Source organism: Nonomuraea sp. NPDC050404, from assembly GCF_040655495.1.
Classification (GTDB): Bacteria; Actinomycetota; Actinomycetes; order Streptosporangiales; family Streptosporangiaceae; genus Nonomuraea.
Genome location: NZ_JBFAKB010000025.1, coordinates 155,496 through 175,041, shown reverse-complemented (window position 1 = coordinate 175,041; position 19,546 = coordinate 155,496). Strand labels below are relative to the sequence as shown.

The window sequence follows — 19,546 nt, the reverse complement described above, 5'->3', positions numbered from 1 at the left end:
CGTCACGCCGGGATCGAGGCGGTCCGGCGGGCGAAGAAGGCGCGCAGGGGCTCGACGTGGACCTCAGGGGAGTCCCACTCGTTCTCCAGGTTCTCGGTGATGTGGTGGGCGACGACCTCCCCGCCCGGCAGGTGGTGGCGGACGACCGGGTGCAGGTAGTGGCCCTCGTGGGCGCGCGCCGAGTCGCGCTGGCTGATCCGGCCGACCTCGATGTCGAAGGGGTCCACCTGGTCGTGACCGGGCCCGTACTCCAGGGTGATCGCGAAGTGGCCGCGGTCGCCGATCGGGGGACCCTGCAGGTCGTGCGGCAACTCCTCCAGGTAGCGGGCGTCCACGTCGTCGATCACGATCATGTCGGCCAGCAGGCCGAACTGCTGCCACAGCGCCGAGGCGCGGTTGACCCGCTCGATGACCGCCGCCGCCATCGCCATCGGGGTCGCGGCGAGGTGCCTGGCCGGCCAGGCGACGTCGTGGTAGCGCTGCTCCAGGATGCGGTGCAGGGCGCGCACGCCGTACCTGAAGCCGTGGATGAAGCCGCTCGTGCCGCGCTTGAAGTCGCGCGACTGGGTGATCGTTCCGGCGAAGTACAGGTCGGGCACGCTGACCGACTCGTACGCGGGCGTGAGCGCCGGGAACCGGTCGTTGATCACCAGGTCGGGGCGGCACTCGTCGGCGAAGATCGAGGCGTCGAAGCGGAACCCGGTGCAGGCGATCACCCGGTCGTACGGGATGTCCTTGGTGACCTCGTCCACCCGGGCGAACGACACCGTCACCAGGTACGTGCCGTCCGGCCGCCGCTCGATGCGCTTGACGTCGCCGTCCAGCACCGCGTTCTGGGACTTGAGCTGGTAGGAGTCGAGCAGGTTGTTGTTGACCGCCCGCAGGTGGCCGACGAAGTGGGTGCGCCAGGCCATGCGGATCGAGTGGGGCCCCGCCACGTGGATGACCGCGGCCGTCTCGACCAGGTTGTCGGCCGTCTCGAAGGCCGAGTTGCCCTTGCCGATGATGAGCACCCGCTGGTTGAGGTAGTCGGCGGGGTCGGTGGAGGCGGTGCCGTACAGGTCGGCGGTCTCGATGCCCGGGATGGGCGGGATGTTGGGCCGGGACACGCCGGTCGCCATGATGACCCGCTTGGCCTCGTACGTGCGGCCGTCGGCGGTCGTCACGCGGAAGGGCCCCGGCCGCTCCACGCGGGCCACGCGCGAGTCGTAGGCGATGCGCAGCCCGCACGCCTTGGCGAAGTCGCCGAGGTAGCGGACCATGTCGTCGGCGTGCGGGAAGTACCGGTCGCTGTAGTGCGTGAACAGCAGGCCGGGGTCGTCCGACAACAACGAGTTCCAGTCCATCCGCAGGTTGAGCTCCGGGTCGTCCCACCCGGTGTGCTTCTTGTTGATCGAGATCAGCGTGCGATGGCGCGGGAAGGTGTGAAAGAACTGGCTCGGCCCGGGACCCGCCTCCAGGATCAGGTACTTACGGCCCGCCCGGTGCAGGAAGTAGCCGAGCTGAAGGCCCGCGGGCCCGGCGCCGATCACCAGATAGTCCAGGGAATTGTCCGCCACTGAACGCCTCCGTCACAGCGAAGTGATTGAAAGGGCACTGAATGAGCAACGTCAGTGTTGGCGCACAATTCTCAGAGATTGCTCAGAAAACGCCCTCTCCGTGCCGGGCCAGCAGGGCCCGCTTGTCGGGCTTTCCGCTGGTCGCGACCGGTACGCCGGGCACCACCGTGATCGTCTTGGGCACACTGTCCGCGCCCAGCTCGGCCCGTACCAGCGCGGCCAGAGTGGCCTGCTCGGGCACCCTGCCGGGCGCGGGCACCACGAACGCGTGCACGGCCTCCCCGGTGGCCTCGTCTGGCGTGCCCAGCACGTACGCCTCGTCCACGTCGGGGTGGCCGGTCAGCACGCGCTCGATCGGGCCCGCGTACACGACCATCGCGTTGACCATGACGACGTCGCGCGAGCGCCCCTCCAGGTGCAGGAAGCCGGCCGCGTCCACGTGGCCGAGGTCGCGGGTGCGCAACCAGCCGTCCCGCAGCGTGTCTCGGGTCTCCGTCGCGTCACCCCAGTACCCCGCCATGATGTACGGGCTGCGCACGCAGATCTCACCCGTCCGCCCCGGCGGCAGGTCGGCACCTTCCTCGTCCCGCACGCTCAGCTCCACCCCCGGATGCGGCAGCCCGACGGGGGCCACGACGCCCGCGGCGATGTGCGCGGGCGTGAGCATGGCGATGTTGCCCGCCTCGGTCTGCCCGTACCCCTGGTAGAGCACCGGGCCGAGCCGCGCCGCGGCCGCCGCCAGCCGGCGGGGGTTGATCGGCGAGCCCGACACCATCAGCGCCCGCAGGCTCGACACGTCGGCCTCATCCAGCAGCTCCATCATCTGGAACAGCCGGGGCACCGTGATGATCGACCCGGTGATGCGGTGCCGCTCGATCGCGTACGGGAACACCGGCCGCCCGTCGTCCACCGGGATCACCGCCGTGCCCCCGCCCAGCAGGCACGGCGCCAGGAACTCCAGCACCACCATGCTGGCCAGCGTGCCGAACAGCAGGTAACGCTCGAAGCCCCGCGCCAGCTCGGCCGCCACCGGCCCCCACACGCGCGGCTGCCACGCCCAGTGCTCGCTGAGCGCCCCGTAGGTGATCGCGCAGCCCTTGGGCCGGCCGGTGCTGCCGCTGGTGAAGGTCAGCGCGGCCACATCCTCCGGCCGGACGGTCACGGCCGGCATGTCGTACGCGCCCTGACGGGCCGGTAGGTCGTGCGCGCCCGGCGCGGGACCGCCCTGATGGGCCAGCACGTCGTGCGCGCCCGGCACGGGACTGCCCTGATGGGCCAGCACGTCGTGCGCCCCCGGCACGGGGCCGAGCGACAGCGGTGTCCCGGTGGCCCCGAGCAGTTGCGGCGTGGCCGTGGCCGGGTCCACGAGGACGGCGTCGAGGTCCAGGCCGAGCACGTGGGCGAGCTGCCCCGGCGGGTAGCCGGGCCGGATGCCGACGACGCGGCAGCCCAGCGTGTGCGCGGCCATGTGCGCTGCGAACGCCTCCGGGGTGAGCTCCGTGCGCACGGCGATCGCCCGGCCGGGACCGAGGCCCGCCTCACGCAGCGCGCCCGCCAGGCGGCCGATGAGCTCCAGCAGCTCGCCGCGGGAGACGATCCTGTCGCCGTGCTCGAAGGCCGGGCGCGCGGGGGCGGCGCGCAGCTCTTCGAGCAGGGGGTGCGGGAAGAGCATGGTCGGGCTCCTCTGTGCGGACGATATGGGCGGACTACTGGGGCGTATTAGTGGCCATTCCCGAATGCCTGATGCCGTCGTATAACGGGATTTGGTGCGAACGCTAGGCACCGCACATCAGAGCCGGATCAGAGGTGGGCACCAAGTGCAGGTGATCGGCGCGGGCTTCGGCCGCACGGGGACGAGATCCATGAAGGCGGCGCTGGAACTGCTGGGCTTCGGGCCCTGTTACCACATGTCGTCGGTGATCGCGGAGCCGTACCGGGTGCGGCAGTGGCTCGACGTCGGCGAGGGCCGCTCCCGGGACTGGGACGCGCTGTTCGCGGGGTTCCGGTCGGCACTCGACTGGCCCGCGTCGGCGTACTGGCGGGAGCTGGCCGGGCACTATCCCGACGCCAAGGTCATCCTCACCGTCCGCGATCCCGGGCGCTGGTACGACAGCGTCCGGGAGACCATCTTCCGCAGCGCGCTGGAGCAGCGGGGCCGGCCGCCGCTGCGCCGCCGCGTGATCCGGCGGCTGGTGGCGTGGCGGTCGCCCGACTTCGCCCTGTACCCGCGGATGGCCAGGGCGACCTTCATCGACCGCGTCTTCGACGGGCGCATCGACGACCGCGACCATGTCATCGGCGTCTACGAGCGGCACATCGCCGAGGTCAGGGCGGCGATCCCGGCCGGGAGGCTGCTGGTGTTCGAGGCGGGGGACGGATGGGGGCCGCTGTGCTCGTTCCTCGGGGTGCCGGTGCCCGAGGTGCCGTATCCGCAGGTCAACGAGCGGGTGGCGTTCCGGCGCAAGCGTCCGCGCCGGTTGGCCCGGTTGATCCTGCGCGGGCGCTGACGCCCGTCATGAGAGCGTCCACTCGCCCTTCTGATCGGCGAACCCGCCGTCCAGGCCGAACTGGAACTTGGTGAGCCGCGCCGTCTCCGGCACCTCGAACACGATCATGCCTTTGCGCGAGTCGCCCACGTTGATCGTCGCGTTGCCGCCGAAGCCCTGGCCCTCGCTGACCTCTTGATAGGAGGGGCGGTGCTGCTGGAGCTCGCCGTCGATGAGCCAGACGCCGCCCGTCGGGGAGCTGCTGTAGACGGCCTGCCCCGAGTTGGCGAGCGTGACCTCCACGGCCACGAACTTGTTACCGGTCTTCGGCTTGGAGAACTGGTTGGCCGAGGTGGCCGGGTTCACGAGACGGTTCAGGGTCACGGTCATCTTGAGGCCGGGGTCGATGCCCTGGAGGGTGATCGAGCCGCCGACCGTGGCGGTGGTCCCGGTCTGTCCCTGGGGCGGCTGGCTGCTCCCGCCCGCAGCAGGCTGACTCGCCCCGCCTACGACCGCAGGCTGGCTGGCCCCGCCCGCCGGTGGCGGCTGGACCGCCAGGTCGGCCGTCGTGCCCTGGCCCGCCGCGTCCACCGGCGGCTGGATGGCCGGGTCGCCCTGCACCGGCGGGCTCGATAACGGCTCGCTGGACGGCATGACCATGGTCGGCCCGTCGGCCTCGGTGATCACGCTGCTTCTGCCGGTGTCCGTCAGCACCATCACCACGGCGGCGACCCCGCCCAGGAGCAGCAGGGGAACGCCGATCGCGAGCAGCACGACCAGGGCGTCGCGCGACGACTTGGACGGCTGAGGAGGCGGATACCCGACGGGTCCGTACGGGGGCTGCTGCGGGTGTTGCGGGCCGTACGGGTTTTGCGGCGGAGGCGGGTATCCCATGGCGTGGCTCCTGGTAGACGACGGGGATATTGGGACGTTCCAACCATCCGTTAGGTTGTCCCGCATGCCCTAAGGTGCCTTGAATGAGCGGACGCGGGATTCTCATCACCGGAGCATCGAGAGGAATCGGGCGGGCGGTCGCGGCCGCCTTCGCCGAGCAGGGGGACAGGGTCGCGATCCACCATCGCGACTCCGCCAAGGAGGCCGACGACCTGCTCGACGGCCTGCCCGGCCGGGGACACGCCGTCGTACGGGCCGACCTGGCCGACCCCGAGCAGGTCAGGCACATGGCGGACGCGGCGGCTCGGGCGCTGGGCGGCGGCATCGACGTCCTGGTGAACAACGCGGGCGTGTTCTTCCACCACCCCATCACCGAGACCTCCTACGAGGAGTGGCAGGACGCCTGGCGGCGCACGCTCGACGTCAACCTGGTCGGCGCGGCGAACGTGACCTGGTGCGCGCTGCGGCACATGCCCTCCGGCGGCCGGATCGTCAACGTCTCCTCGCGCGGCGCCTTCCGCGGCGAGCCCGACGGCCCGGCCTACGGCGCGAGCAAGGCGGGCATGAACGCCCTGGCCCAGTCGCTGGCCGTGGCCCTGGCCCCGCGCGGCATCGCCGTGGCCACCGTGGCGCCCGGCTTCGTCGAGACGGACATGACGAACGAGCACCTCAAGCCGCCGCGCGGCGACGCGATCCGCGCCCAGAGCCCGTTCGGCCGGGTGGCGCGACCGCAGGAGATCGCCGCGGCCGTGGTGTACCTGGCCTCGCCCGCCGCCGAGTGGGCCAGCGGCACCGTGCTCGACCTCAACGGGGCCTCGTACCTGCGCTGATCACGCGGGTCGCCGATCCCGCCCGACGCAATCCCGTGATCTTCCCGTTTCCGGGGGCTATTGTGAAATCTCAGGACACTTCGGAAACTTCTTGCGAAGGGGGACGGTGTGGCCAAGGGCCGCGGGTACGCGTTGTTATCGGTGGCGATCTGCGCGGTGACGATCCTGATCGCTTTCGTCACGTACGCGGCGGTGGGAATCGACGGCCTGTTATACACCGTCCTGCTCTTCCCGATCGTCCTGGCCGCGCTGGTCGTCGGGCACGACACGCTGAACCGCCGGGCCATGGCCGTCGTGGAGAGGGAGCGCCGGCTCGCCCAGGACCGCGTCCACGTCAGGCGCACCGTGGACTTCGTGGCCGACCCCGACCTGAGCGAGCAGCAGCGCCTGGTCATCGTCGACTCCTTCATCCCGAGGTTGCGCGTCTCGCGCGCCGAGTACCGGGACCGGGTCGTACTTGTGCCGGAACTCTCCCCATCTGCCCGAGCCCTCCTGGAACGCGCCAGAAGTGCGGTTATGTCCGTCTATGCGTCCCAAGCCATGCGCAGGCGCCTGCTGGACGGACTGGCCAACGAGGTGCTGCTGCCCCGGCAGATCTGGGAGATCGCGATGTTGCTGCGGGTCCAGACGCACCTGCAAGAAGAGCAGGAGCGCGCCATGCGCGGCGTCGTCACGCCCGAGCTGATGGCCGTGCTGGAGCCGCAGCAGGAGGCGCTGCGCCGCTCGGTCGCCTCCGTGACGGCCAGGGTGGAGCAACTGGAGCGGTACGCCCGCCGCGTACAGGAGGCCGACGCCGCCCTGCGCGCCCGCGAGGCGATGGACAACAACGAGAAGTACCGGGCACTGCTGGCGCACACCGACGACACCGAGGGGATGCGCGCGCTGGAGGCTCATGGCCAGGCCCTGGAGGAGACGCTGGCCAGGAGCGTGCGCGAGGCCATCGAGGCGGGTCAGACGCTGAAACCGCAACCGGCATCCTGAGCGAGAGCCGGTGTCCCGGGCGCAGGCCGCCCGGCCGGGCGGCGATGGTCAGCCGAGTGTCCATTCGCCGCGCTGCTCGGCGTAGCCGCCGTCCAGGCCGAACTGGAACTTCACCAGCTTGGCCCGCTCGGGCACCTCGAAGACGAGCAGTCCCTTGCGGGTGTCACCGGGACTGATCGAGGTCGTGCCGCCGAACTGCCGGCCCTGCTTCACCTCCGCCACGACCGACGGGTACTCCTGCGACTCGGCGTCGATCACCGCCGCCCCGATCGCCGGGGAGTCGTTGTAGGTGTCGCGGCCCTTGTTCGTCAGCGTGAGCTGCACCGCCATGAACCGGTGGCCGCCCTGCGGTTGCCGGCCGTAGGTCGACTCGGCCCTGTCGAAGACCTGGTTGACCGTCACGGCCATGGTCAGACCGGCCTCCCGGCCCTTCAGCGTCAGAGTCTCGCCGGTCTTGCTCTGCAACGTCCGCGCGCCGTCACCACCGTCGGGCAACACCTGCACCGGCTCCTCGGACGTAGGTCCCGGCGACGGCTGCCCGGAGGAGGACAGGCCCGCGTCACGGACCGGGACGACCAGCACGAGCCAGGCCGTCGCGAAGCCCGCGAACAGCAGCAGCGGGATCCCGACGGCCAGGGCCACGACGAAACCCGTGCGACGGCGCGGCGGCCGGGGATGTGGCGGGGTGGGCGGGCTGTAGACGTACTGGGGACCGGACTCGTACGGCTGTCGCTGCCGGTACAGCTCCGGCGAGTGCGGTTCGAACGCCGGGCGTTCCTGCTGCTGAGGACGGGGGTCCTGTGGGTATCCCATGGCGCGGCTCCACTGGAGAGGAGGACCGTCCAAGGATGCTCCAGGCCGTCTGCCCGTGAAGGGCGCAATGCCCGTTCGGTCTGGCGCTGAACCGCCCCCCAGCCGCGCTAAACAGTGAGCCGCCTGTCCAGCAGCAGCGCCCCGCGCCCGGCCAGCAGCGTCGTGCACCACCCGCGCAGATCCGTCGGCTTGGGCCCCTCGACCTCGCCCCCGTCCAGCAGCCCGGCCCAGTCGAGCAGGGACTCGGCCAGCATGAGCGGCACCCCGCGCCGCTCGTGCACCTCCGCCGCGGCCTCGAAGTGCTCGGCCGCCCGCGTCCGCTCACCCATCGCCATGGACAGGTGCGCCAGGTAGTGGTGCCCGCAGTGGTGGGCCACCGCGCCGTGCCCGAACGTCTCGCCGCCGCCGGCCAGCGAGTCGTACAGCTGCCCGGCCAGCTCCACCCGGTCCAGCCGCGCGGCGGCCACGGCCAGGTTGTCCAGGGCGGGCCGGTGCGCCATGTTGCGCGGCGGCGCGGCTCCCCCGAGCGCCAGGATGCGGTCGAGCAGCGGACCGGCCTCCTCATCCGCCAGCTCGCACAGGTAACGCAGCACCGCGTGCACCGGATCCACCAGGGGCCGCCGGCCGGCGCGGCGCAGTCGTTCGCGCAGCTCCCACAGCCGTCCCTGCAGCCGCCGGATCTCGGCGATCTGCTCGGAGTAGATGGCCACCGCCTCCAGCCGCCGGCCGATCTCCGAGCCCAGCCGCAGCGCCGCCTCCGCCTCCGCCTCGGCCTGCGCCAGGTCGCCCTGCATGAGGGTCTGGCCGGCCCTGGAGTAGCCGAGCAGCCAGTTGAGCTGCGGCTGCCCGAGCCGGCGGGTCAGCTCCTCGGCGTGGTCGAGCAGCACGGCCGCCTTGGCCACGTCGCCCGTGTCGAGCACCGGGGGAGTGCGCTGCATGTAGGCGTGGAACAACACCAGGTCGTCGCCCGTCCTGCGGGCCGCCTCCAGCATCTCGTCGCCGTCGCGGTGCCGCTGGTGCAGCGGGTCGGCCGGGATGATCGTCAGGCTGCGCATGCCCAGCACACTGGCCAGCGTGCGCGCGTCGCCGGACTTGCGGGCCAGGGCGACCGCCTCGTCGCTCAGCGCGAAGCGGCGCTCGCCGTCGGGCGCCCAGATCAGCTCGGAGGCGAGCTGGGCGGCCAGCAGCGCCCTGGTGCTGACGTCGGTGGAGTCGACCACCCTGCGCGCCTCGGTGAGCAGCGCGATGCGCTCCTCGTCGGGCGTGGCCGAGATGCCGGAGCCCCGGTCGCCGCCCAGCGCCGCGGTGACGATCAGGTCGTCGCGCCGGCACTCCCTGGCCAGCTCGGCGGCCTGCGCCAGCGTGCGCCCGGCCTCCGGATGCCCGGCCAGCCACATCGCCCTGCCGCACTCCACCAGCAGCTCGGCGCGCCGCTCCCGGGTTTCGCCGGGGACGTCGCGCAGCAGGTCGAGCACCCGCTGGTACCAGGTGACCGCCTCGCGGTGGGCCAGCCCGGCCAGCGCGTGCTGGGCCGCCAGCGTGGCCGCCTCCGCCGCCGCGCGCACCCTGGCCGGGTCGCGGCCCTGCTCGGCGGCGGCCAGCAGGTGGGTGGCGACCACGTAGGGGCGCGACCGCATCGCCTCGGGGTCGGTCTCGCACAACGCGTCGGCGACCCGCCCGTGCAGCAGCGCGGTACGCGGCGCGGAGAGCGTGGCGTACAACGCGTTCCTGGTCAGCTCGTGGGAGAACTGGCAGGTCCCGTTGTCCAGCATGGTCACCAGGCCGGTGCCCATGGCCTCCTCCATCGCGGCCACGAACCGCGCCTCGTCCAGGCCCAGGCCGCGGCGCAGCACGGCCGAGGCCATCCGCTCGCCCACGGCCAGCAGGCTGACCAGGTCCCTGGCGTCCGGGTGCAGCTGGGCGATGCGGGCCATGACCATCCGGGTGACCGAGTCGGGCACGGCCAGCGCGTCCAGGTCCTTGCCCGCGGCCAGCTCCCTGATCACCTCACTGACCAGGAACGCGTTGCCGCCGGTGATCCGGTGCAGCAACTCGGGGTCGCCGCTCGCGCGCGCCTCGGCCAGGGCCGAGTCGACCTCGTCCGGGCCGAACGCCGGCACCTGCACGACGCGGGCCCCCGCGGTGAGCTTGTGCAGGTCGGGCAGCGAGACAGGCGCCGCGGACTCGACCGGCACGGGCCGCGACGTCGCCAGGACCAGCAGCGGCAACGAGTCGGCCTCCCACATGAGGGCGCTGAGCATCTGCAGCGACTCCAGCGTGGCCCACTGCAGGTCGTCGATGACCAGCAGCACGGGCCGCACGGTCGCCAGGCGCTCGATCAGCGTGCGCGCCGCCGCCATCAGGTGGTAGCGCTCGGACACGGGCTCGGTGGCCGGCGGCACCTCCAGCGACAGCGGCGGCGCGGCCAGCGAGGGCGCCAGCCGTACCAGCTGGCCGCACTGCTGGTCCACCCCGGCCCGCAGCAGCAGCGCGGGCGAGGTGCGGGCCAGCCGCTCCACGGCCCCCGCGATCGGCTCGTACGCCTTGCGCGCCGGATCCGTGCACCGCCCCGCCAGCACCGTGAACTGCCGCTTGAGCGCCCGCCTGGCCACCTCGGAGGCCAGCCGCGTCTTGCCGACGCCCGGCTCGCCCTCCAGGATCACCAGCCCGCTGCCGAACTCGGCCGCAGCCAGCTCCCCGTCCAGCGCCCGCAGCTCCTCCCGCCTGCCGAGGAAGGGCAGCACGCCGCCGTCGTCCAGCCACGGCGCGAGCGCGCCGCTGAGATGGTGGTCGGCGCTCTGCCAGTGCAGCTCGTAGGTGTGCAGCGGCTCCCGCAGCCCCTTGCCGGGCAGCCGCCCCAGGTCCTTGAACTCATGCCTGCTGCGCCCCTGCGCCAGCCGCCTGACCAGGTCGGTGCAGAGCACCTGCCCGCCCTCGGCCACCGCGACCAGCCGGGCCGCCTCCACCGTCGGCAGCCCGCTGACGTCGTCATGCCCCCAGGCCACGTCGCCGGCGGCCAGCGCGGCCCTGATGGAGATCTTCTCCAGGGCCCGCTCGTTCTCGTCGGCCACCGCCTGCTGCACCGCGATGATCGCGTCGAGCCCGGCCGTGGCCGAGTCGAACACGGCCATCAGCCCGTCGCCCAGGCTCTTGGTGAAGGTGGCGCCGCTGGCCGTCACCACCGAGCGCAGCAGCTGGTAGAGGCGGCGGAAGACGACGTTGGCGCGCTCCTCGCCGAGCCTGATCCGCAGCGCGGTGGAGCTCACCACGTCGGTGAACAGGATGGTCGCCGTGGTCAGTGCGCCCGGCTCGTGCCGGGGCTCATGCGGAGCGGTCACCAGTGCGGCCCCTTCCGCCCCTGCGCGGGCACTCGTAGCGTCCTGCGGACGGTGCGGCGGATCTCCCGGGTCTTGACCGCGCCGGTCGACTGCTTGATCCGCCACGCGCGGGCCAACTCCTCGGGGATCCTGAACGGCGCCTGCCCGTCGGAATGGCGGTCGATCAGGGCGACCACGATGTGCCGTCCGGCCTTACGTACCAGCCAGCGAATCACACGGCGCACGGGGCCTGCCAGCGAGTTTCGCCGGTGGGCGGAGCGCGCCATCGCGAAGCACGCCGTGAACCACCAGGCGGGCGCGGGCACGCCGAGCAGGTCGGGCACCCTGTCGGTGCCGTGCGCGCCATCCCGGAAGATCCAGTGCACCAGGCTGCGCGGCATCTTGCGCCAGCCCAGCGGCATGAACGCCTCGACCTCCTTCAGCAGCATGGCCGTCAGGCGGCGGCCCTCCTCGCTGGGCTCCAGCAGGCGGCCCAGGCGCGCGCTGATCGGCTCGACGTCGTCGAGGGTGAGCGGGCCGTCGCGGCAGACCTCGACGCCCATGAGGTGGCCGAAGACGCTCCAGGTGTAGAGGTGGGCGGTGCGCTCCTCGTCGGTCAGCACCACGCCCATGGTCTCCAACGCCTCCCACGTCACCACGGAGAAGTCGAAGAGCGTCGCCAGCAGCAGCTCCTGGTTGACCGGCGGGCCGTAGCGGCCGGTGTCCCAGCGGTCGGCGTACTTCTCGTTGACCAGGGCCCGTACGAACGAGTGCAGGATCCGCAGCCCGATCGCCGTGGTGTGCCCGGGACGGCCCGGCTGCAGGCTGTCGGTGGCCCGCAGCCCCATCACGTCCACCAGCATCTGCCCGGTCTCCGCCACCCGGCGGGTGAGGCTGTGCGTGGCCAGGTTGGACACGCCGGCCAGCACCTTGGCGCTGGACACCTCCACGTACGCCATCGGCAGGCAGGCGAAGAACAGCGCGGCCGACTGGTAGAGCCCGTAGTCGGCGAAAACCGCCTGCCCCCTGGCCAGCAGTTCCCGGTCGTCCCCCCATTCGGGCAGGTCCTTGGCGAAGTCGAGCGCGTCGAAGATCTCCGAGGCGGGAGGCTCGCCCGATGGGGCCCTGGCCTCCCGCTTGGCCGCCCCGAGCTCCGCGGTCACGGCCTTGACCAGTTCGAGCGCGCCCCTGCCCGCGGGTTGAGCCTCCAGGTACTCGGCCACCACCTTGTCGATGTCCGGGTCGGCCTGCTGCCGCAGTTGCCGGAACCTTTCCTCCGGCCAGCGCTCGTCATGCTCGTTCATTACCCCGTACTCCAGATTCGGTCAGAGGCCGCCCCTTTTGCGCAGGGCGGCGACATCCAGCAGCGTGATCGTTCGGCCTTTGACGACGATGAGGTTCCTCGACACCAGCGACTGCAGCGCCCGGTTGACCGCCGGCCGCGACGCGCCGATGAGCGCGGCGAGGTCGGACTGGGTCAGCCCGGGCAGGTCCACCACGCCGTCGTCCTGGCCGTGCTTGTCGGCCAGTTGCAGCAGCAGCTTGGCCAGCCGCCCGCCCAGGTCCAGGAAGGCCAGGTCGGCCGCCTGGTCGGTGAGCCTGCGCACCATGCGGCCGAGCAGCCGCAGGAACTCGTCGGCCAGCCCCGGATGCTCCCGCATCAGCTCCAGCAACCGCGCCCTGGGCAGCGCGAACACCCAGGCGGGCCGCACGGTCACGATCGAGGCCGAGCGCGGTGAGCCGTCCAGCAGCGCCATCTCGCCGAAGGTGTCGCCGCGGCCCAGCATGTTCAGCACGATCTCGTCGCCGCTCTCGGTGGTGAACACCACCTTGACCAGCCCGTCCAGCAGCACGAACAGCGACTCTCCCGGATCCCCCTGATGGAAGATGATCTGTCCGGACCGGTAGCGGCGCGCCACCCCGGCCCGAGCCGTGCTCTGGATGCCACCCTCTCCGAGTACGCGGAACAGCGGGATCCCCGCCAGCACGGTTGCGACCGGCTCGACCTCGGAGGGAGGCCCGCTGCGCGCGTTCATGCAAGAACTCTAAGCCGCATTCCGCGAGCGGACAGCATGTGGTAACCGATCTCCAAAATGTGATGCAGGTCACACTCGCTCTGTTACATCCGGAACAGTCTTTTCGGATCATCGGGCGCACCGTGAGGTAGCCGGCCGGAAAAGGACCCCCTAGTAGCCGGACCGGCAGGGAGAAAGACATGCACGTGGAGACCATCGACCGTCCCGACACCGGCTCCCTGGTGACCGCCGCGCAGGAGGGCGACATCTGGGCGTGGGAACGGCTGGTCGAGGAGTTCAGCCCGATGCTGCGGGCCCGCATCCGCCGCTTCAGGCTCAGCCACGAGGACGCCCAGGACGTACTCCAGACCACCTGGCTGCTGGCCTGGCAGAACCTGGGCAGCGTGGAGGACGGCCAGCGCATGCCGGGCTGGCTGGCCACCATCGCCTTCCGCGAGTGCCTCAAGCTGTCCAAGCGCACCAAGGAGATCTGCACGCCGGATCTCGACTCGCTGGGCAGCACCGACGACGTCGACAGGGAACTTGCCAGGATCTGGCTGGCCGGCACGCTGGCAGAACTGGTGGAGGAGCTGCCGGCAGCGCAGCGGGTCCTGTTCAGAGCGCTCACGGAAACCTCCGAGCCGCACTATGTGGACGTGGCGCGCAGGCTGGGCAGGCCGGTCGGGAGCATCGGGCCCACCCGAGCCCGCTGTTTCGCGAAACTACGCGGGCTGCTTCAGGCCCGTGAGATCACGCGCGACTTCCTGGACTGATCTGTTCGCGGTCTGCTACTTGCTCTCCGGGTCAAGCGGGATCGCCTCCAGGAACGGCTCGAAGTCGAAGTGCGCCATCTCGTGCGCGTCCGGGTCGGTCTCGGACGGATAGGCGTAGAACCTGCGCCCGCGCAGCGATGGCATGGCTCCGATGGCCTCGGGGACGAGCCCGCGCCGCATCTCCTCGGCCAGCCCGTCGGCGATCGGCTGGTCGAAGGGGACGCGGTAGAGGGCGTCCACGTTCTGGTAGACGCGGAAGTAGCTGACGATGAAGCGCATGCGGTCGGGATAGGACACCCAGTTGGCGACCCCCGCCGTGGCGGCCTCCTGGTCCTCGGTGATGAACTCCTCGGCGAGCTTGCGTACCTTCTCGTGCTGGATCGGCGCCCACACCTTGGCCAGGTCCACGCCCGCGGGCGGCGTCAGCGGTTTGCCGACCTTGATGTCGCTGAGCGGCGTGCGCACGGCGAACAGGTGACGGGTGTAGAGCGCGGCCCACAGATCCTCCAGCTTGCGGGTCAGCCACGGCTGGTCCGCGTGCGAGGCGGCGTAGAGGCGGAACCGGGCGAACCGCTTGCGCGTGACCAGGGAGCGCAGCGACCGCCACGACACCCGGGTCAGCCAGCGGACCGGCCGGTAGAGCACGAGTTCCAGCGCCGCCTGGGCGCGCGCCTGCTCGTAGGCCGACAACGCGATGTTGGCCCCGAACATCAGCTCGGCCCGCGCCGCCCGGTCCCCGGTCTTGGCGGCCTCGACCATGAGCTGCGCGGCGTCCTTGAGGTAACGGGCGTCGGCCGGTGACAGCAGGTCCGTCAGGAACTCCGGCGGCTGCGGCGTCAGGTCGGACTCGGGGCTGACCCTGAGGAAGCGGTCGGGTGTGTCGTTCCACAGGTTGACCGCGAGGCTGGCCGTCTCCAGGAAGATGGCGCGGTTGGCCAGCGCGAGCCCCAGCTGGTAGCTGGGGCCGAGCAGCGTCAGCAGGGCGGCCCTGAACAGCCGCCTGAAGCGCCGCGGCACCCTTAAACGGCGGCCGAAGTCGTCGATGAACGGCGAGTCGGGGCCCAGGTCGAGGCTCTCGCCGACCGCCTTGGAGGTCCAGGTGGCGTAGCAGTACCAGTTGTTGGCCTCGCGGCCCAGGCGCGCGGCGAGGTCGGCGGCCACTCGGTGGTAGCTGTAGGCGATGACCATCGCCTCAAGTGCCGCGCTCCGGTCCTTATAGGCCGCGATGCGCAGCACATCGTCCGCGGTCATCGGAGTGTCGGACATGAAGTCTCCCGTTTCAGGTCCCGTCGCCACGAGGAGTGCTCACGGGTTCAGAGCACCTCCAGCGGCTGCAAATACAGTCGGCGGCCGGCTTGCCCCCTCGGTCCGCCAGGCCGCGAGCGTAGAGCGGGCCGCTTGCGACGGGCTTGCAGCGCGCCGCCCCGGGGTCCGGGCCCGGGGCGGCGCGGGTCATTCCTTCACCACGATCTTGCTGATCACGACGAATCCGCACAGCGCCCCCGCGGTGCCCGCGGCCGTCGTCGTGCTGAGGTTGACCACGAGGTCATAGGTGCCGGGGGCGAGCAGGCCGCGCATCGGGATAGAGGCGGTGTAGCGGCCGGAACCCGGCGTGAAGGTCATCTCCACCGGGGGCGAGGGGTGTCTCGTCTCACCACCGCCCAGCAGGTCCGCGATGATCTCCAACTGCCAGCGGCCCGCCAGCCAGTCCACGAGTTCGCCGGTGACCTCCCAGCCCACGTCCACGGTCCAGCCTTCGTATCGATGCACGACGTTCGTGGGCTGGGCCCCGGGGTCGACCACCTGGCTGTGAAGGGTGCCGGCCAACTGGTCGGCCGGCACCTTCATCACCTGGAACTCTCCGGTTGCCATCGGCGATCTCCTCTCGGCGGGACGGACCCCGTGTGAGGAGAAGAGCGACGGCGGAGGCGGTGAAATACCCGTCCTTTGCGTCGATACAAATCCGGTTTTCGCCAGAAAAGTCGGCCTAGAAGGGTCGGCCTAGAAGGGTCGGTCTGGAAGGGTCGGTCTAGATGAGGCGGTCTGGAAGGGTCGGTCTAGATGAGGCGGTCTAGATGAGTCGGCCGTCGACCCTGGCGAGATCGCCGGGGCCCGCGGCTCCGGTCCGCACGCCATTCAGGCGCACGCCCGCCTCCACCGCGCAGTCCAGGTAGGAGTTGAGCCCCCTGATCACCAGGTCGCCGACCTCGCCGCCGGCCAGGCGCAGCACCGCGCCCGCGCCCTGCGCGGCGACGACCTCGACGGTCCCGTACGGAGTGCGCAGGCCGATCGGCCCCTCGTTGCCCGACTGGACGAGCACGATGAGGTAGTGCACGTCCCTGGTGGGGTGGCTGCGCAAGTACGCGTCGGCCTCCCCGTACAGGACGACGCCCTCGCCGGTGACCTCCCCGGCGGACGGGGTGATCAGGGCGCAGGGTGCCAGGCGCTCGTCGAGCGTGGGCACGGGCCCCTCCACCAGCACCCGGCCGCCCTCCCGCGCGTACCCGGCCAGCAGTTCCTGTACGCGCCGGTGCATGAACGGCCCGCCCGGCACCGTGACCGTCCGGTAGGCGGCCAGCTCCCGCGGCGTGGCGCTCTCCAGATCGAGGAGCCCGTAGTCCAGGCCGCGCTCCCGCATCCGCTCGTGGAAGCCCCGCAGCACCCGGCCACACTGCGGCGACGCCTCGGGCCCTGACAACGCCGCGATGCCCGCGTAGGGGAGGTACAGCCCGAACGCGTCGTGCCGTTCCGTGGCGCACTCCAGGAACTCCGGCCCGTGCGCGGCGAAGAACTCCGCCAGCCCCCGCACCACCGGGGCCTTGCCGGTGGCGCCGCCGCCCGCGTCGATCGGCGGGCAGTCGGGGTACGGGCCGCCGTGCGCGGCGTCCAGCTCCGGCGCCCAGCCCGACGTGGCGACCCCGGTGTAGACGTTGAACCCGGTGGCCCCCGCCGCCAGCGCCAGCAGCGACTGATGGAAGCTGGTCGCCCCGTCGATGTAGGCCGGGTCGTACAGCTCGGAGAAGCCCCAGTTCTCCTCCAGGTTCGGCCCCGGGGCGCGTTTGGCCGCGATCACGTAGCGGGCCTGCGCGTCGCGGTCGGCGGACACGACGCCCATCCAGTTGGTGAACCCGTAGGAGATCTCGCCCCACAACTCAGGACGGACCCTGGCCAGCCAGTCGTCCAGCTCGGGCACGGTCGGCGGGTTGAGGTTGACCAGGACCGGCAGGTCGGAGCCCACGGCCTGGGTCCACAGGCGGAACACCTCGGCGAGGTACTCGGCGTGCAGCCGCCCCCAGTCGGCCTTGGCGAGCAGCCCGCCGTTCGCGGCCGGCTCTTGCGGCTCACCGGTCGCGGTCGGGGCCGGTGGGTCGATGTCCGTCCAGTCGGTGTGGGAGGTGCCGTGCACGGCGTTGTACTCGCCGGGCGTGCCGTACCAGGCCCGCAGCCGCTCGCGGTGGAACGCCACCCCGGACGGGCCGTAGTCGTAGGCCGTCAGCGGCAGGGCGCCGTTGGTGTAGATGCCCTCGTTCGCGATCTGCAACGCGATGACCGGCCCCGGCCCCGCCAGCACCTCCTTGCCCACCGCCGCCAGCCACTGGGTGGCCCTGGCCAGAAACGCGGGCGCGAGCGGCGCGGGCAGCGGCCGGCCCGCGGGGGCGGCGGCGTCCGCCCAGCGCGAAGGCTCGCCCCGGGCGTCCAGCAGCGGCTCGAACGACGGGTCGGCGTCCGGGCACACCCAGTCGGGCAGCCCGCCGTAGTTCAGCTCGGCGTGCACGAACGGGCCCGGCTTGGCGATCACCCGCAGCCCCAGCTCGTGGCAGAGGGCCAGGAAGCCGGTGACGTTCCTGGCCGGGTGGGTCAGGCCGGTGAAGTCGGGGGCCGTGCCCGCCTCCGGCTGGTGGTGCCGCCAGGGCAGGTAGCAGGTGATCACCTCGATCCCGAGCTCGTCCCGTACCGCACGCAGCCGGTCGGCCCACACGGCCGGATCGTCGCGATAGTACGGATAGTCGGCGGTGACGAGCACCCGCGGCACGCCGTTGACGACGGCGACCCCGTCGCGGACCTCGATGACCACAAGTTCCTCCCTAACCCTTGAGTCCGGTGAAGGCGATGCCCTGCAGGATGCGGCGCTGGAAGACCAGCAGGACCGCGATCACGGGCAGGACGGCGAGCGTGGCGCCCGCCATGATGTAGTACGCGCGCCCGCCGTCCGGGCTGGCGACGAGTTGTTGCAGGGCGAGCGGCAGCGTGTACAGCTCGGGGTCGTTGGTCACCAGCAGCGGCCACACCAGGTCGTTCCAGTGGAACAGGAAGCTGGTGATGGTCACGACCGCCAGCACGGGTTTCGACAGCGGCAGCACGATCCGCCAGAAGATCTGCATCCGGCCAGCGCCGTCGATCAGCGCCGCCTCCTCCAGTTCGCCCGGCAACGACAGGAAGAACTGCCGCAGCAGGAAGATGTCCAGCACCGAGGCGATGTTCGGCACGATCAGCCCCCACCCGGTGTCGAACATGCCCAGCGACTGGGTGACGTGGATGCGCGGCACCAGCAGCGTGATCGCGGGCACCATCATGCCGCCCAGCATGATCACGAACAGCTTGTCGCGGCCGGGGAACGGGATCCGCGCGAACGCGTACGCCGCCAGCGCGTCGATCAGCAGCTTGGCCGGCACCAGGACCGCGCACACCCAGACGCTGTTGACGAAGGCGCCGCCGAGCCCGCCGACGCCCAGCACGTAGTCGTAGTTGTCCAGCGTGGCCGCCCACTCGCCGGTCCTCTTGTCCAGCGGCAGCAGGCTCGGCACCTTGTTGTAGATGTCCTGCCCGTGCTTGAAGGAGGTGGCCAGCATCCACAGGAACGGCACCACGGACACGGCCGCCAGCAGCGCCAGCGCCACGTAGATGGAGATCTTCCTCATGCCGCCTCCTGCTTGACGAACCTGAACTGCAGCGCGGTCACGATCACGATGAAGACCAGCAGGATGAACGACATCGCGCAGGCCGCGCCCATCGCGTCGTAGCGGAAGGCGAACAGGTACAGGTGCAGCACGTACGTCAGCCCCGACTGCTCGGGGCCGCCGGTGACGCTGCGGCCGTTGCCGGAGAAGATCACGTACACCAGGCCGAAGACCTGCAGCGCCGCGATCACCCCTGTCACCAGCAGGTAGAACGTGGTCGGCCGGAGCATGGGGAAGGTCACCCGCCAGAACCGCTGCCAGGGACCGGCCCCGTCGATGATCGCGGCCTCCTGGATGGCGCCGGGGATGCCCTTCAGCCCCGCCAGATAGATGATCATCGAGATGCCGCACTGCCAGGCCGCGATGAACGCCAGCGCCGGGATGACCAGCTCGGGGGTGTTGAGCCAGTTCTGCCCTGGGATGCCGACCAGGCCCAGCAGCGTGTTGATCAGGCCGTACTGCGGGTCGTAGAGCCAGCGCCAGATCGCGCCGACCGCCGCCTCGGCCGTGACGACCGGCAGGAACAACAGCAGCCTGAACACGTTCGCGCCGCGCCTGATCGCGTTCAGCAGCAGCGCCTGCACCAGCGCCGAGACCAGGGTCAGCGGCACGGCGACGAGCGTGTACTGCAGGGTGACGCCCACCGACTTCCAGAAGTGCGGGTACTTGACGTCGTCGAACAGCAGGTCGGCGTAGTTGGCCAGGCCCACCCAGCTCGCCTCGGTGCGCAGGTTCCAGTCGGTGAAGCTGTAGTAGAGCGCGGACAGGGCCGGATACAGCAGGAAGACCAGGAAGTAGACCAGCGCCGGGGCGACCAGCAGCCAGCCGATCAGATGATCGCGGCGGCGGGCTCCCGGGCGGCGTCTGGCGCGCCGCCCGCCGGGTCCCGCCGCCACCCGCTCCAGTACGGGTGCCGCCAC

At 71.3% G+C, this 19,546-nt stretch carries 16 protein-coding genes; 4 read left to right on the top strand and 12 right to left on the bottom strand.

Going from position 1 to position 19,546, the window contains the following annotated elements:
* Positions 1-2: 2 nt before the first annotated feature.
* Entirely contained in the window at positions 3-1,559 is a 1,557-nt protein-coding gene (locus AB0I81_RS47970; protein WP_360672911.1) for an NAD(P)-binding domain-containing protein, read from the bottom strand.
* A gap of 82 nt (positions 1,560-1,641) precedes the next feature.
* On the bottom strand, positions 1,642-3,231 hold the full coding sequence (locus AB0I81_RS47965; RefSeq protein ID WP_360672909.1) for an AMP-binding protein: 1,590 nt from the start codon (positions 3,229-3,231) through the stop codon (positions 1,642-1,644).
* 145 nt (positions 3,232-3,376) lie between these two features.
* Here AB0I81_RS47965 and AB0I81_RS47960 point away from each other — a divergent pair, with 145 nt between their 5' ends.
* Positions 3,377-4,066, top strand: a complete 690-nt coding sequence (locus AB0I81_RS47960) for a sulfotransferase family protein (protein WP_360672907.1) — start codon at positions 3,377-3,379, stop codon at positions 4,064-4,066.
* A 6-nt stretch (positions 4,067-4,072) separates the two neighbouring features.
* Here AB0I81_RS47960 and AB0I81_RS47955 read toward each other — a convergent pair whose 3' ends face one another.
* Positions 4,073-4,939 carry a DUF4352 domain-containing protein gene (locus AB0I81_RS47955; protein WP_360672903.1) on the bottom strand — a complete coding sequence of 289 codons (867 nt, stop codon included), beginning with the start codon at positions 4,937-4,939 and terminating at the stop codon, positions 4,073-4,075.
* A gap of 83 nt (positions 4,940-5,022) precedes the next feature.
* Between AB0I81_RS47955 and AB0I81_RS47950 the strand changes: the two genes are divergently transcribed.
* Positions 5,023-5,769 carry an SDR family oxidoreductase gene (locus AB0I81_RS47950; RefSeq protein ID WP_360672901.1) on the top strand — a complete coding sequence of 249 codons (747 nt, stop codon included), beginning with the start codon at positions 5,023-5,025 and terminating at the stop codon, positions 5,767-5,769.
* A gap of 285 nt (positions 5,770-6,054) precedes the next feature.
* Entirely contained in the window at positions 6,055-6,750 is a 696-nt protein-coding gene (locus tag AB0I81_RS47945) for a hypothetical protein (protein ID WP_360672898.1), read from the top strand.
* A gap of 48 nt (positions 6,751-6,798) precedes the next feature.
* Here the strand turns inward: AB0I81_RS47945 and AB0I81_RS47940 are convergent, their stop codons facing one another.
* The 4 genes from AB0I81_RS47940 to AB0I81_RS47925 all read right to left on the bottom strand — a co-directional run bounded on the left by AB0I81_RS47940 (position 6,799) and on the right by AB0I81_RS47925 (position 12,916).
* On the bottom strand, positions 6,799-7,563 hold the full coding sequence (locus AB0I81_RS47940; protein WP_360672895.1) for a DUF4352 domain-containing protein: 765 nt from the start codon (positions 7,561-7,563) through the stop codon (positions 6,799-6,801).
* Positions 7,564-7,670: 107 nt separating this feature from the next.
* A complete protein-coding gene (locus AB0I81_RS47935) occupies positions 7,671-10,901 on the bottom strand; it encodes an AAA family ATPase (RefSeq protein ID WP_360672892.1) in 3,231 nt (1,076 codons plus the stop codon).
* Positions 10,898-12,184: an oxygenase MpaB family protein gene (locus AB0I81_RS47930; RefSeq protein WP_360672889.1), complete on the bottom strand. Its 1,287-nt coding sequence runs from the start codon at positions 12,182-12,184 to the stop codon at positions 10,898-10,900. Before AB0I81_RS47930 ends, AB0I81_RS47935 begins: the two co-directional genes overlap by 4 nt.
* A 21-nt stretch (positions 12,185-12,205) precedes the next feature.
* Positions 12,206-12,916 (bottom strand): Crp/Fnr family transcriptional regulator, encoded by a 711-nt coding sequence (locus AB0I81_RS47925; protein ID WP_360672886.1) that lies wholly within the window; start codon positions 12,914-12,916, stop codon positions 12,206-12,208.
* A 179-nt stretch (positions 12,917-13,095) separates the two neighbouring features.
* On the opposite strand from AB0I81_RS47925, the gene AB0I81_RS47920 reads away from it, so the two are divergent.
* Complete coding sequence (locus AB0I81_RS47920; protein WP_360672883.1) at positions 13,096-13,668, top strand: sigma-70 family RNA polymerase sigma factor; 573 nt, start codon at positions 13,096-13,098, stop codon at positions 13,666-13,668.
* Between the two features lie 15 nt (positions 13,669-13,683).
* Here the strand turns inward: AB0I81_RS47920 and AB0I81_RS47915 are convergent, their stop codons facing one another.
* The 5 genes from AB0I81_RS47915 to AB0I81_RS47895 all read right to left on the bottom strand — a co-directional run bounded on the left by AB0I81_RS47915 (position 13,684) and on the right by AB0I81_RS47895 (position 19,546).
* The gene (locus tag AB0I81_RS47915) at positions 13,684-14,685 is read right to left on the bottom strand and encodes a hypothetical protein (protein ID WP_360672880.1); all 1,002 of its coding nucleotides are present in this window, start codon (positions 14,683-14,685) and stop codon (positions 13,684-13,686) included.
* 435 nt (positions 14,686-15,120) lie between these two features.
* The gene (locus AB0I81_RS47910) at positions 15,121-15,540 is read right to left on the bottom strand and encodes a hypothetical protein (RefSeq protein ID WP_360672877.1); all 420 of its coding nucleotides are present in this window, start codon (positions 15,538-15,540) and stop codon (positions 15,121-15,123) included.
* 199 nt (positions 15,541-15,739) lie between these two features.
* Complete coding sequence (locus AB0I81_RS47905) at positions 15,740-17,743, bottom strand: beta-galactosidase (protein ID WP_360672874.1); 2,004 nt, start codon at positions 17,741-17,743, stop codon at positions 15,740-15,742.
* 10 nt (positions 17,744-17,753) lie between these two features.
* Positions 17,754-18,587 carry a carbohydrate ABC transporter permease gene (locus AB0I81_RS47900; RefSeq protein ID WP_360672871.1) on the bottom strand — a complete coding sequence of 278 codons (834 nt, stop codon included), beginning with the start codon at positions 18,585-18,587 and terminating at the stop codon, positions 17,754-17,756.
* Positions 18,584-19,546 carry a sugar ABC transporter permease gene (locus tag AB0I81_RS47895; protein WP_360672868.1) on the bottom strand — a complete coding sequence of 321 codons (963 nt, stop codon included), beginning with the start codon at positions 19,544-19,546 and terminating at the stop codon, positions 18,584-18,586. Before AB0I81_RS47895 ends, AB0I81_RS47900 begins: the two co-directional genes overlap by 4 nt.

Excerpts from the sequence above, each read along its gene's own strand:
- AB0I81_RS47965 (WP_360672909.1), bottom strand. The coding sequence starts at position 3,231 with ATGCTCTTCCCGCACCCCCTGCTCGAAGAGCTGCGCGCCGCCCCCGCG.
- AB0I81_RS47955 (WP_360672903.1), bottom strand. The coding sequence starts at position 4,939 with ATGGGATACCCGCCTCCGCCGCAAAACCCGTACGGCCCGCAACACCCG.
- AB0I81_RS47950 (WP_360672901.1), top strand. The coding sequence starts at position 5,023 with ATGAGCGGACGCGGGATTCTCATCACCGGAGCATCGAGAGGAATCGGG.
- AB0I81_RS47945 (WP_360672898.1), top strand. The coding sequence starts at position 6,055 with ATGGCCGTCGTGGAGAGGGAGCGCCGGCTCGCCCAGGACCGCGTCCAC.
- AB0I81_RS47940 (WP_360672895.1), bottom strand. The coding sequence starts at position 7,563 with ATGGGATACCCACAGGACCCCCGTCCTCAGCAGCAGGAACGCCCGGCG.
- AB0I81_RS47930 (WP_360672889.1), bottom strand. The coding sequence starts at position 12,184 with ATGAACGAGCATGACGAGCGCTGGCCGGAGGAAAGGTTCCGGCAACTG.
- AB0I81_RS47925 (WP_360672886.1), bottom strand. The coding sequence starts at position 12,916 with ATGAACGCGCGCAGCGGGCCTCCCTCCGAGGTCGAGCCGGTCGCAACC.
- AB0I81_RS47920 (WP_360672883.1), top strand. The coding sequence starts at position 13,096 with ATGCACGTGGAGACCATCGACCGTCCCGACACCGGCTCCCTGGTGACC.
- AB0I81_RS47910 (WP_360672877.1), bottom strand. The coding sequence starts at position 15,540 with ATGGCAACCGGAGAGTTCCAGGTGATGAAGGTGCCGGCCGACCAGTTG.
- AB0I81_RS47900 (WP_360672871.1), bottom strand. The coding sequence starts at position 18,587 with ATGAGGAAGATCTCCATCTACGTGGCGCTGGCGCTGCTGGCGGCCGTG.